Source organism: Nostoc sp. CENA543, from assembly GCF_002896875.1.
Lineage (GTDB): Bacteria > Cyanobacteriota > Cyanobacteriia > Cyanobacteriales > Nostocaceae > Trichormus.
Window position 1 is genome coordinate 1648061 of the sequence record NZ_CP023278.1, and the last position, 12575, is coordinate 1660635.

The 12575-nt window shown below is 39.7% G+C and carries 10 protein-coding genes; 7 read left to right on the forward strand and 3 right to left on the reverse strand.

The features are described from left to right. Window positions 1–144: 144 nt before the first annotated feature. Window positions 145–1935 (forward strand): ABC transporter ATP-binding protein, encoded by a 1791-nt coding sequence (locus tag CLI64_RS06930; protein WP_103136518.1) that lies wholly within the window; start codon window positions 145–147, stop codon window positions 1933–1935. Between the two features lie 153 nt (window positions 1936–2088). Here CLI64_RS06930 and CLI64_RS06935 read toward each other — a convergent pair whose 3' ends face one another. Continuing rightward, entirely contained in the window at window positions 2089–4158 is a 2070-nt protein-coding gene (locus tag CLI64_RS06935) for a protein phosphatase 2C domain-containing protein (protein WP_103136519.1), read from the reverse strand. Window positions 4159–4393: 235 nt separating this feature from the next. Between CLI64_RS06935 and CLI64_RS06940 the strand changes: the two genes are divergently transcribed. Both CLI64_RS06940 and CLI64_RS06945 read left to right on the forward strand, forming a co-directional pair. Next, window positions 4394–4828, forward strand: coding sequence for an NfeD family protein (locus CLI64_RS06940; protein ID WP_103136520.1), 435 nt, complete (start codon window positions 4394–4396; stop codon window positions 4826–4828). Window positions 4829–4963: 135 nt separating this feature from the next. Then, the gene (locus tag CLI64_RS06945) at window positions 4964–5938 is read left to right on the forward strand and encodes an SPFH domain-containing protein (protein ID WP_103136521.1); all 975 of its coding nucleotides are present in this window, start codon (window positions 4964–4966) and stop codon (window positions 5936–5938) included. Between the two features lie 208 nt (window positions 5939–6146). Here the strand turns inward: CLI64_RS06945 and CLI64_RS06950 are convergent, their stop codons facing one another. Next, on the reverse strand, window positions 6147–6500 hold the full coding sequence (locus CLI64_RS06950) for a helix-turn-helix transcriptional regulator (protein WP_103136522.1): 354 nt from the start codon (window positions 6498–6500) through the stop codon (window positions 6147–6149). A gap of 121 nt (window positions 6501–6621) precedes the next feature. Between CLI64_RS06950 and CLI64_RS06955 the strand changes: the two genes are divergently transcribed. The 3 genes from CLI64_RS06955 to CLI64_RS06965 all read left to right on the forward strand — a co-directional run bounded on the left by CLI64_RS06955 (window position 6622) and on the right by CLI64_RS06965 (window position 8783). Continuing rightward, window positions 6622–7311, forward strand: coding sequence for an MBL fold metallo-hydrolase (locus CLI64_RS06955; protein ID WP_103136523.1), 690 nt, complete (start codon window positions 6622–6624; stop codon window positions 7309–7311). Between the two features lie 75 nt (window positions 7312–7386). Beyond that, window positions 7387–7920 (forward strand): rhodanese-like domain-containing protein, encoded by a 534-nt coding sequence (locus CLI64_RS06960; protein WP_103136524.1) that lies wholly within the window; start codon window positions 7387–7389, stop codon window positions 7918–7920. Between the two features lie 2 nt (window positions 7921–7922). Beyond that, window positions 7923–8783 carry a sulfite exporter TauE/SafE family protein gene (locus CLI64_RS06965; RefSeq protein ID WP_103136525.1) on the forward strand — a complete coding sequence of 287 codons (861 nt, stop codon included), beginning with the start codon at window positions 7923–7925 and terminating at the stop codon, window positions 8781–8783. A 123-nt stretch (window positions 8784–8906) separates the two neighbouring features. On the opposite strand, the gene CLI64_RS06970 is transcribed toward CLI64_RS06965, so the two are convergent. Further along, complete coding sequence (locus CLI64_RS06970; protein WP_103136526.1) at window positions 8907–11123, reverse strand: AAA-like domain-containing protein; 2217 nt, start codon at window positions 11121–11123, stop codon at window positions 8907–8909. Between the two features lie 493 nt (window positions 11124–11616). Here CLI64_RS06970 and CLI64_RS06975 point away from each other — a divergent pair, with 493 nt between their 5' ends. Next, the gene (locus CLI64_RS06975; RefSeq protein WP_103136527.1) at window positions 11617–12543 is read left to right on the forward strand and encodes a hypothetical protein; all 927 of its coding nucleotides are present in this window, start codon (window positions 11617–11619) and stop codon (window positions 12541–12543) included. The last annotated feature ends 32 nt before the right edge of the window (window positions 12544–12575 follow it).

A 12575-nucleotide genomic window follows, 5' to 3' on the forward strand; every position in this document is an offset into this window, starting at 1 on the left:
GTGTTCAATAAATTACTGAACAATTACCATATTAGGATAAAAAATTGCCATTTTTGGATAGAAATTGTATATCGAAAAATAGTAAGCTTTATATATTTTGGTTAATTGCTGTTGTAATTAAGTTTCTAGATTTTAATTGAGACAATGACACCTAAATTGCATAATGTATCAAATCAACTCCCTCCCTTACGGCGATTACTGCGATATGGACAAAAATATCGCGGACAAATTTATCAAGCTTCTACCTATTCTGTAATTAATACTATTTTAGATTTAGCACCGCCTTGGTTAGTGGGTATTGCTGTAGACATATTAGTGCAACAACAAGATTCTATAATTGCTAAACTTGGTATTAAAGAAGTAGTATGGCAATTTGCACTACTTTCATTAATTACTATTCTTATTTGGGTCTTTGAATCACTTTCTCAGTACGCTTATGATCGACTTTGGCGCAATGTCGCGCAGAATATTCAACATAACTTACGTTTAGATGCCTACAATCACTTACAACAATTAGAATCAGCTTATTTTGAAGACAGCAGTACAGGTGGTTTGATGTCGATTCTCAGTGATGATATCAACCAACTTGAAGACTTTTTAAATGGGGGAGCAAATGAAGTTATTCAAGTCACAACTGCTTTGATAATTTTGATGGTTGGGGCGTTTTTTATTTTACCAGTTCATATTACTCTGGCGGCAATGTTACCTATGCCCTTTATTCTTTGGGGTTCATTGGTATATCAGAAGCGTCTTGAACCCCGTTATGCTGATGTTAGAGAAAAAGTTAGTTTCCTCAATTCAAGGCTGGCTAATAATATTAGTGGAATTACTACAATTAAAAGTTTCACAGCAGAAAATTATGAGAATGCTAGATTAGCCGAGGAAAGTGAAGCTTATAGAAAAAGTAATACCAAAGCCATTAAACTTTCTGCGGCTTTTGTCCCCTTAATTAGAATGTTGGTTTTAGCAGGGTTTACGGCTTTATTATTTTTGGGAGGAATGGCAGCTTATTCACAAAAAATATCTATAGGTAATTACAGTGTTTTACTGGTGTTGGTGCAGAGATTACTGTGGCCATTGGTGTTTTTAGGAGAAACTTTTGACCACTATCAAAGGGCAATGGCTTCTACTAAGCGGGTGATGGATTTATTAGATACTCCTATCCAAATTACTACGGGAGATGTGCCTTTAGTGATGGAACAGGTGCGGGGTGAAGTTGATTTGCAAAATGTGACTTTTGCCTATCGCAATAGTACCGCGATCATTAAAAATTTATCATTGCATATTCCTGCTGGAAATACTATTGCCATTGTTGGTTCTACCGGCTCAGGTAAAAGCACTTTAGTGAAATTATTATTGCGGTTTTATGATGTTTCTAGTGGCGCAATTACGATTGATGGCGTTGATATTCAAAAGTTAAATCTGTATGATTTGCGTCGTAGTATTGGCTTAGTTAGTCAAGATGTGTTTTTATTTCATGGTACGGTAGCAGAAAATATTGCCTATGGTACGTTTGATGCTGGGGATGAAGCCATTATTAACGCTGCAAAAGTAGCTGAAGCCCATGATTTTATTATGCGACTTCCTCAAGGTTATGAAACGATAGTTGGGGAACGAGGACAAAAGTTATCTGGGGGACAACGCCAACGTATTGCTATAGCTAGAGCCGTTTTGAAAAATCCACCGATTTTGATTTTAGATGAAGCGACATCTGCGGTAGATAATGAAACGGAAGCAGCAATCCAACGTTCTTTAGAAAAGATTACCGTAAATCGGACAACAATTGCGATCGCTCACCGTCTTTCCACAATTCGTCACAGTCATTGCATATATGTCATGGAACATGGACAAATTGTCGAGCAGGGTACACACGAAGATTTAATCGCCCTGAATGGGATTTACACCAGTTTGTGGCGTGTACAGTCTGGGCTTTAACAGTCCACAGCGTTCTAACTTTTCACGTTATAGGGAACAGGTAACGCAAAACCTAACCCCCTAACCCCCTTCCCTACTAGGGAAGGGGGAAAATTAAAGCCTCTCTCCTTTTAGGCGATGGTGTACACACAAGTGTTACCAGCATCAAGAGAATTACTTCGATGGTGGGCATAATCGCTGTACGCTTGCAGGTAATTTTTGACACATTTGTTGTAAAGTTTGTGGGTAGAGTTGCGAGAGTGCAAATAAAGCTATGGCGGAACTACCCATGAGTACAATTAGCAGCCCGCCCAGCATTAACCAAGGTTTACGCCGACGGATGGGGGTTGGAGTGGATTCTGCGCTCAGTTCTAAATCTAACAAGGCTTGAGAACTTGCGGCTAAAGCAGGTTGAGGTTCAATTTCTGCTAGTGATGATACTTCCGGTTCTGAAATTTCTGGGGGTATTTGTGTGATATCTGAGGTTACTGGGGGTATCTCTGCGATATTTGAGTTTAATGGTGGAATTTCTGCTAGTTCTGAGATATCTGGTGGGATTTCTGCGATGTCGAGTATTTTTGATTCTGGGGGAATCTCTGCTAGTGGCTGTGGTTTAGGAATGGGGACTAAATAATCTTTACTGAGACGACACAGAAGTAACACAAGCGAAATATTATCATGGCCATTTTCTTGATTGGCTAAATCAATCCATTGCTGAACGGCATCGGACAAAGCTAGTTCACCTGTTAAGATTGGCAGTGCGTAATCTTGCCAGGATTTTTCTACTAAATTGCGATCGCTCAAACCATCAGAACATAGCAATAATATGCCATCTTCCTCTAAAATCAAGCGTTGAATTACAAAACGCAGCGATTCAGCATCTCGGCTTCCCAAGGCTTGAGTTAAAGCTTGAGCATCTGGTCTTTGCAGTGCTTGATGATACAAGCTCCTTCCCAAACGGATTTCTCTGGCAATCACATCATCATCTACTGTCAGTTGTTGGCAATAGTCGCGAGTTATCCAATAAGCACGACTATCACCCACACTTGCCAAATATAATTCGTGGGCGTTTTCTGACTTCACCCCCGATAGTGTGGAAACTCTTTGCGGTACTTGTAAGGCCATGACAAGAGTCGTCGCCATCCTGGCTCTACCTTGGCGGTTTTGTTCGTCGTTGCGGGAGCTAATTAAGTTATTAACTACCCGTAAGCAAGTTTCTAGTTGTTCTTGCAATAATTTGGGTGTAATTATCTCCGATTCTTGGGCTATCTCTGCCATTAGAGCTTGAATTTGCAATTTTAAGGACTGCACTGCTAATTGACTAGCAACTTCACCGCCTTGATGTCCGCCAATGCCATCGCAGACAATTGACAATTTTGGGATTAAGGAATCATTGAGATGCTCTAAACTTTGTGGAAAGCAAGTATCTTCATTTTGTGTGAGTCGCATCCCCGTATCTGTTGCACCGCAAACCTGGAGCGTTAAGGGTAATTCTGCTGCTGTCGAGAGTAATAAAGCATTGAGTTGGGTGGTAATGGTGTCTAACTCCACTGCTGAGTTACTCATTTGCTGGAGAATATTATTTAATGCGACAGTGATTGGGGTGTCTGTGAAATTGATTAGAGACTGCCAACTCTGGGCTAAATCCTGTAACGTGGGTGGTGCGGTGTTGATATTGGCGTGGAGTTCCAAAAGTCGCACACACCAACCTTGAACTCGCAAATTATTCGGGATCAGTAAACTTTGACTCAGTCCCAATTCCGATAAAGGTGTCCACAGTTGGAGGATTTGCCAGAGCCAGTAAACTTGTCTCACTGGTTTAGCCTGATCCCAGGCGACATTCAAAGACGGGTAAAGATTTCCCTGTTTGTCGATAGGGACATTATCTAATAACAGGATATCCCCTTGATCTGCTGCTTCGGAGGGAACAAATCCATAGACTTGGGGAAGATGTAAACGCTCTGGATATAAGCGCAGATAGGGCATAATTGCTGGTGGCAGTTCTGGGGGTACAATTGGCGATCGCCCTGGTTGAGTGTCTAGCCATACTTGAGGTGCTATGACCTCATACCTATCGGCAAATTTTATACCTGGTTTCATCCTAGCTGCTGCTGCTCCACTTGCCCAAAGATAGCGATAAACTAAGTGAGTTTGACAACTGGCGCAGACAGCATCACCTATAGAGTTTATCGGATTCTCACAGTGAGGATTTATACAAAAAATAACTTGCTCAGTAGAAATCATAAAATTATTAATTTAAAAATAAATCAGATCGTGAATTCAATTAAATTTAGCTGCCAAAGACTTGAAAGCTAGAATAGACTGGACTTGTACACATTTTGCTACAGGTTGTTACTGAATTTAATCACAATTATTTACTAAAGATCGTCAATTTTTCTGTAAGCCGCTAGTGTCGATATGTATCTACTCTCAGATATTGAGAAGTTTATGTTGTAACTGTAGTGTCTAGGATGGCGATATGCCAATTTCTACCTTAATCTGGCTGATGGCAGGAGCAGTTTTATGTTTGACAGAACTGTTTCTACCATCGGCTTTCGTGGCCTTTATGATGGGGATTAGTGCCTTAATTGTGGCGTTACTCTCGCAATTCGGGTTGGCGTTGTGGATGCAAGTTGTAGCTTGGCTGCTAATTTCTAGCTTATTGATTGTGCTTTCCCGCCGATTTTTACAGCCACGACGACGCAAGTCAAAAATTCAAGATGCGGTGACAGCAGAGACGTTAACGGAAATTCCTGCTGGGAAAACAGGGCGTGTGCTGTACGAAGGGAATTCTTGGCGGGCGTTATGCGACGATGAAAAAATTGCGATCGCATCTCATGAAAGGGTTTATGTAGTCAGAAGAGAAGGAACTACATTGATTGTGATGCCAGAAAATTTGTTGAGGAGTCATTAGTCATTAGTCATTAGTCATTAGTCATTAGTCATTAGTCATTAGTCATTAGTCATTAGTCATTAGTCATTAGTCATTAGTCATTAGTTATTAGTTATTGGTTTCAAATTTGATTTAAATATTTGGGAGTATTGATAAATGTTTGAACAACTTCTTCTACTGGTATTTTTGGGCTTGGGTGGTTCTGCTGTGGCTGGTTCTGTGAAAGTTGTTAACCAGGGGAACGAGGCTTTAGTAGAAAGGCTGGGAAGCTATAACAAAAAACTCGAACCTGGGCTAAATTTTGTCATGCCTTTCTTAGATAAAATTGTCTACAAAGAAACTATTCGGGAAAAAGTTTTAGATATTCCACCCCAAAAATGTATTACCCGTGACAACGTAGGTATTGAAGTAGACGCGGTGGTTTATTGGCGGATTGTTGATATGGAAAAAGCCTGGTATAAGGTAGAAAATCTCCATTCAGCAATGGTGAATTTAGTGTTAACTCAAATTCGCGCCGAAATGGGACAATTAGAATTAGATGAAACCTTTACTGCGCGCGCTCAAATTAATGAAATTTTATTAAGAGACTTGGATATTGCGACTGATCCTTGGGGCGTAAAAGTGACACGGGTAGAACTACGAGACATTATCCCATCCCAAGCAGTGCGGGAATCGATGGAATTACAAATGTCAGCAGAACGCCGCAGAAGAGCCGCAATTTTAAATTCTGAAGGTGAAAGGGAAGCTGCTGTTAATAGTGCTAGAGGTAAAGCTGAAGCACAAATTTTAGATGCAGAAGCTAGACAAAAATCTGTGATTTTACAAGCGGAAGCCGAACAAAAAGCCATAGTTTTGAAAGCACAAGCAGAACGTCAACAGCAAGTGCTGAAAGCTCAAGCTATAGCAGAATCAGCAGAAATTATCGCTCAGAAAATTAACTCAAATTCTACTACGAACCAAGCATTAGAAGTATTATTTGCTTTGGGCTATCTTGATATGGGTGCTATCATCGGCAAGAGCGATAGTAGCAAGGTAATGTTTATTGATCCCCGCACTATTCCTGCTACTTTAGAAGGTATCCGTTCAATTGTTGCAGATAATCCCACTGACTCAATAGTTAATGGGCGTTAGTCAAGTCGCTTTGCTTTAATTCAAAATACAAAATAATTAGTAGGATAATTTTTCATGGGTGCAAGTATTTGCACCCTTATTTAATCAGTTTGTAGTAAGGACTTTAGTCCTTTTTTGTTCGCGGAGCGTCTCGGAGAGAAATCCATTGCGTTAGCGTAGCGGGGCGTTAGCCCATTGCGAACTGCGAATTGCGAATTGCGAATTGGTTTTATATTGACTTACCTAAAGCACTGTTTTCTAATTGTTTGATTTGTTCTGATTGTTCTGCTAGACGCACAGTCAGACTTTGACACACTAATTCGCACAAATCAAAAATAATCGGATCAGCAATTTCATAGTATACACTTACACCTTGTGGTTGACGCTTGATGATACCTTTTTGCGCCAAAATCTGTAGGTGCTTGGAAACATTGGCTTGCTTAAGCTGCGTAATTTCCATAATTTCTGTGACATTTTTTGCACCTGTTTTGAGCGCGCACAAAACCTGTAAGCGGCTCACCTCAGATAACACTTTGAAATACTCTGCAACAGGTGTAAGTGCAATGGTGGAGGATTCGAGCATGGTGCAATTAAGTTCAGTAATTTTTTTCTTGACATTCAGTATTGTAACATGGCTAAATTATATTACTATATAGTAGTATAGTAGAAGCAAGTCCATAGATAATTTCTCAGGAGTTCTCATCATGTTCTTTCGTCAGCTTTTTGACCCCGAAACCAGCACCTACACCTATCTAATTGCTGATGAAGCCAGTAAAACAGCAGTTTTAGTTGATTCAGTCTTAGAACAAGTCGATCGCGACCAAAAATTAATTGCAGAATTAGGGTTGAAGCTAGGTTACTGTTTGGAAACCCACTTACACGCTGATCATATTACCGGTGCGGGAAAATTGCGTGAGTTAACAGGATGTATAAATATTGTGCCGTTTGGTGCAAATGCGGCTTGTGCTGACAGAAAAATTCAAGATGGAGAAGTATTGCAAATTGGCTCAGTAGAAATTGCGGCGATCGCCACTTTGGGACACACTGACAGTCATATGGCGTATTTAGTCAACAACACCCATTTACTCACAGGAGATTCCCTGCTGATTCGCGGTTGTGGACGTACAGACTTTCAGAGTGGGAATGCAGGCGCGCTTTATGACTGTATCACCCAGAAGTTATTCACCCTACCTGATAGCACCCTTGTTTACCCAGGACATGATTATCGGGGACACATGGTTTCTACTATTGGTGAAGAGAAACAATTTAATCCGCGATTTGTCGGACGCGATCGCGTAGATTTTATCAGCTTAATGAACAATTTGAATCTTCCCAATCCGCAAAAAATTATGGAAGCAGTCCCAGCTAATCAACGGTGTGGACAAGCAGCTTAACAATTCAAAATTCAAAATACCCTATCGGGAAGCAAGCTACAAAATTCAAAATTCAAGAAATCACAAGGAATAATTATGGTGCAAACAGCAAAATTGACAGAAATTGATGCAGCTACACTCAAACAGTGGTTAGATTACAACAGCATCTTATTAATTGATGTGCGTGAACCTTCAGAATACGCCGAAGAACATATCCCAGAAGCCAAGTTACTTCCTTTGTCTAATTTGCAACCCAAACAAATTACCTCAGAGGAAAAACCCATAGTTTTATACTGTCGTTCTGGGAATCGTTCTGCTCAAGCTGGTAAGAAATTCATCGCTGCCGGCATGAACAATATCTATCATTTGCAGGGTGGATTACCAACTTGGAAAGCCGCAGGTTTACCCACCAAAATTAATCCGCGTGCGCCAATTAGTATCATGCGACAAGTGCAAATTGTTGCCGGTTCATTAGTAGTTACAGGAACTTTATTAGGTGCATTTGTCTCACCTTGGTTTTTAATTTTGAGTGGCTTTGTGGGTAGTGGATTAGTCTTTGCTGGGGTGACAAATACTTGTGCAATGGGGATGTTATTGGCGAAACTACCCTATAACAAACGGATGGGTTAATTATGACGTGGATTATCGGTCATCTACTCGCCGTTGTTATTGGTATTAGCTTGGGTTTGTTGGGTGGTGGCGGTTCGGTGTTGGCTTTACCTGTATTAGTGTATGTCATGGGGGTTGCGCCGAAAAATGCGATCGCTATGACTCTGGTAATCATTGGTACAGTTAGCATATTGGGATTAATCCCCCACTGGCGCGCCGGAAATGTCTGGTTAAAGACAGCCGCTATCTTTGGCGCAGCTACAATGCTAGGTGCATTTTTCGGCGCGAAGTTAGCCACCCTACCATTTATTAGCGATGCTATGCAGATGTTACTGTTTGCGTTATTAATGTTAGTGGCTAGCATCGCCATGATTTGGCGTAGCGCACGCCAACAAAAAACAGATGATACTGGGACTTATCCACCGCCAGTCTGTAAATACTGCTGGCTATGGTTGATGAGTGAGGGAATCGTGGTTGGGACTTTGACGGGTTTAGTGGGTGTAGGTGGGGGATTTGCAATTGTTCCCGCCTTGGTGTTACTGGGTAAAGTCCCCATGAAAGCCGCGATCGGCACATCATTATTGATTATTATCATGAATGCGATCGCAGGCTTTATTGGTTATTTAGGACACGTCACCCTAGACTGGGGTTTAATGCTATCTTTTATCTTGGCGGCTAGTATTGGAACGGTGTATGGTAGCTATTTATCTCAATTCGTTCCGGCGACGCGGCTACAAAAGAGTTTCGGTTATTTTTTACTTGCTGTAGCCACGTTAGTATTATTTCAAAATCGCGATACCTTTTGGCAATGGTACGCACCAAAAAACACCGCATCCAATAAAACCAATTCGCAATTCGCAATGGACTTCGTCCCGCTACGCTAACGCAATGGACTTCGTCCCGCTACGCTAACGCAATGGACTAACGTCCCGCTACGCTAACGCAATGGACTAACGTCCCGCTACGCTAACGCAATTCGCAATTCCCCATTCCCCATTCCCTATTTCCTATATTTTCCCCTGCAAACTAAAATAGCGGCGATATAATTCACAACTGGGTACTACTTTATCTTTTAACTGTTTCACCAGTCCCATACTACTGAGTTTATAAATTGTAATTGGATCTAATGATATTGCCTCTTGAGAATTAATTACTATATCTAATGCTTTTGCTAATTCTGGTTGTTCTTGCAAGACAGCTTGATGTCGTTGTAAGTGAGATGAATAAATCCCGTTTGATGTAGCGGCTGTATCTAGGAATTGAGCAAAGCTAATTTCCTCACGACTCAAATGATAAATAGCCATGTGTACTAATGCGGGATGTCCTTCCACCATAGCCATTAAATCTGCTGCTTCTTGGCTATTATTCCAATTGAGTCCATAGCGTTCGGCTAACTGCTGTACTTGCTCAAGGGTAAAGTGAGTTAATTCAATTGGTAATCCTACATTGAATGGGGATTGTTTTAATTGCAGAGGTACATAAATTTCTGTTGAGTGAACTATAACTAATCTGAGTTTCTGCCAAAGGGATTCTCTTTTTGCTTCTTCAAACCATGAACGAAATAAAGGTAAAACATCTTTTGCCACTATAGGATGTTCAAAGATATATTGCACTTCATCTAAGGATAAAATTAAAGGAGTTTTGATTTGTTTTAATATATGATTGCGGAAATAAAGAGAACAACTAATTTTACTACCAATATCTTCATCCCAATAATCATCTAACTTAGATTCCAGTTGCAATTGACGGGTAACGTTAGCACACAGCCAGCGCAAAAACCGATTCAAGTCACTTAAAATTGCATCATCAATTTGTTCTAGATTTAAACTAGCCGTCTGATAATTTTGTCGAGTTGCATAGTCTAAAGTCCTTAGCAGTAAAGATGTTTTACCCATTTCTCTAGGTGCTTTGATTCTGACTAATGCGCCATTTTTTCTAATTGCCTCGAATACTTGTGATTCTACCGCAGTTCTTTCTATGTAAAATGGAGAATCAAGGGGGACTGCTCCACTAGGATAAGAGAGAGAATTAATTGCCGTTTCAGGATGATTGAACGTCGGGTTAAGACTATTGAGTGTTGGTAATTCAGTAATATTTACTAATAAATGTTGATGCAGCCAATCTTGATGAAATATTTTGGTATAAATCGGATTTTTAACAATTAAATTTCCTTCAGATTGGGATACAAGACCAGATAAGCGCAATTCTAGATACTCTGGAGAATTCTGTACGGGAATTTTTCCCTGTTGTAAAATGTGATAGTATATTTGCAGTAATTGTTGGCTTTTGGGCGTATTGCGGAGTAGGCGATCGCGTATTGTTCTCAAATGTTCTGGTTCGTCTTGAGATTCCCAGTTATTAATAATTTGGGTGTGGACAATTTTTTCTACCCATTTGGCTACTTCATCCTCTTGATTTGGACAAGCATCTGGATGATGATTGCAATAATTAACAATTAGCCAACACAGTTTTTGCGTAAGAAATGGCTGTCCGTTAGTCCAATATAAAACCTCTTTTAATACTGCCTTGGGGTTGTCAATTTTTTCTGAGAATCCTTGTAATAAAGGTTCACTATCTTCTATTTTAAATCCTTGTAATTCAATCGCTCTACCAATATTAAACGGAGTAGAATAGTGTTTATCTTGAATTAAATCTGAAGGTGAAGCTACTCCTAATAAAGCAAATGCTAATCTTTTGTAAGCTGGTTTGATGGCTCGATTTTCATAACAGTGTCGAATGAGGGCAAAAAATTCATCTGTAGAAAATTTTAACCCCAGTACGTTATCGATTTCATCGATAAAAATCACAATTTTCTGTTGAATTTGCGTCAATAAGACGGTTTCAATAAATTTATTTAAACACTGAATTGGAGATAAATCATCATGCTCTTTTAACCAACTACGGCGATTGATTTTGAGTTGAAACCCACTTACCAATTCTTGAATAATCCCGCCATACCATTGAGAAGCTGTAATTTGCTGACTACCTATCCCACTTAACTCAATCTCAGCACAAATAAATCCCTGAGTCTTTAGTTTATTCATCGTTCGGACTCGTAAGCTAGACTTACCCATTTGTCTAGCATTGAGAACATAGCAATATTCAAGAGCCAATAGACCTTCATAAAGTTCAGTATCAGCTTGTCGCACGACATAAGTAAGTGCATCAGGTGGGAGACTACCACCTGCTTGATACCGATAGGTGGTATTAAAGTTTGCAAACATTGGTAGGAATTTACACGGCTAAAACCTGCTTCAGTGTTAATTTTCACATGATTTTCAGGTTTTGAATACCTGAGTTTACCTGAATTTACCTGAATTTAACTCAATCGTCTAGAGTTAAGCAAATCTTAAGAATACTGATCTTAACTCAACTATTGATTGCCAAAAGCCAGCATACTTATGAAAGATGATTAAAAGGTGTTTGAAAAGTGTTTGTCTGTTACTGTAAGTGTATTCATATCCCCCCTAACCCCCTTTTTTAAGGGGGAATAAGAATCAAGGTCTTCCACTTGCAAGGGGGAATAAGAATCAAAGTCTCCTTTTTTCAGGGTGATTTAGGGGGATATGAACTGATTTGAGACATCATTAATAACCTGTCAAATATCTTATTAGTTTGCCGACCAAAACAAAAACCTAAATCAAATTCATAAATAGAATTATCTTTAGTAAAAACCAGAAGGAACTTATCACAAAATTCACAGGGTTAGTATGTAATATGGCTACTCGTAAAATTATTCTCCATACTCTCAGATGTGATAAAGCAGAAGATTATTTTGGCGGCGATGAAACTCTTTTAGAAATCTTCACTGACGGACAACAGCGCAGTCAAATTAAAAAAGATATGAAAGCGGGAGACACCTGGCTACTAGGGAAATCATTTAATTTTAGTCAGGATGCAACAATCAAGTTATGGGATGAATATAAACCATCATGGCGCGATCCTAATTACTTTTTAGGTGAATTTAAGGTAGGTAGTCTGGATGTCAATTTTGGTATTGCTAAATTTACCAAAGGGGCAGATTATACTTTGACATACACCGTCACTACTGACCGTCAACCCCAAGTTCTTCCTCAGACTTCCTCTCATGTCACTATTGAAATACTTGATGTTTACTGTAGTAATGTAGAAAATCCTACCAATGTAGACGATATTTACATTCTCGGTGGCGTGACAGTTTTTGATCCCCAGACATCTATATTGGATACAAAACAGGCCAAGCCTGTCTTAACTAAACCTGTTGGGATTAGCAACGGTCAAACTCAACCAATCCCTTACGTTGTTTTCGATGCTGATGTCAAAACTAACTCTGCCATATATTTAGAAATGGCAGCATATAATGAGGATTTTACAAAAGATTGGAGTCAATACCAAGTCTGGCTGGGTATTGCAATGACGGCTATTCGGACAATAGTTAATACAGTGGCCATATTGATAGCTGGTGCTTTAGTAAATATTGTCTTAGTGGGACTGAATCAATTTGCAGGTTGGGACAAGGATGAAAGATTAGGTATTCAGACACACACAATTATGGTGCAAGACCTGAAGCCTGGAGAAACTATTTATGACTGGAGGATGATGGAAACTGGTCTAGGTCGGTCTACTGGTGACTATAAAGTTAGATATAAAATTACAGTGAGATAGGAAGCTGCTTTGATTTCTGAAATGATTTGCGT

Excerpts from the sequence above, each read along its gene's own strand:
- CLI64_RS06930 (WP_103136518.1), top strand. The coding sequence starts at position 145 with ATGACACCTAAATTGCATAATGTATCAAATCAACTCCCTCCCTTACGG.
- CLI64_RS06935 (WP_103136519.1), bottom strand. The coding sequence starts at position 4,158 with ATGATTTCTACTGAGCAAGTTATTTTTTGTATAAATCCTCACTGTGAG.
- CLI64_RS06940 (WP_103136520.1), top strand. The coding sequence starts at position 4,394 with ATGCCAATTTCTACCTTAATCTGGCTGATGGCAGGAGCAGTTTTATGT.
- CLI64_RS06945 (WP_103136521.1), top strand. The coding sequence starts at position 4,964 with ATGTTTGAACAACTTCTTCTACTGGTATTTTTGGGCTTGGGTGGTTCT.
- CLI64_RS06950 (WP_103136522.1), bottom strand. The coding sequence starts at position 6,500 with ATGCTCGAATCCTCCACCATTGCACTTACACCTGTTGCAGAGTATTTC.
- CLI64_RS06955 (WP_103136523.1), top strand. The coding sequence starts at position 6,622 with ATGTTCTTTCGTCAGCTTTTTGACCCCGAAACCAGCACCTACACCTAT.
- CLI64_RS06960 (WP_103136524.1), top strand. The coding sequence starts at position 7,387 with ATGGTGCAAACAGCAAAATTGACAGAAATTGATGCAGCTACACTCAAA.
- CLI64_RS06965 (WP_103136525.1), top strand. The coding sequence starts at position 7,923 with ATGACGTGGATTATCGGTCATCTACTCGCCGTTGTTATTGGTATTAGC.
- CLI64_RS06970 (WP_103136526.1), bottom strand. The coding sequence starts at position 11,123 with ATGTTTGCAAACTTTAATACCACCTATCGGTATCAAGCAGGTGGTAGT.
- CLI64_RS06975 (WP_103136527.1), top strand. The coding sequence starts at position 11,617 with ATGGCTACTCGTAAAATTATTCTCCATACTCTCAGATGTGATAAAGCA.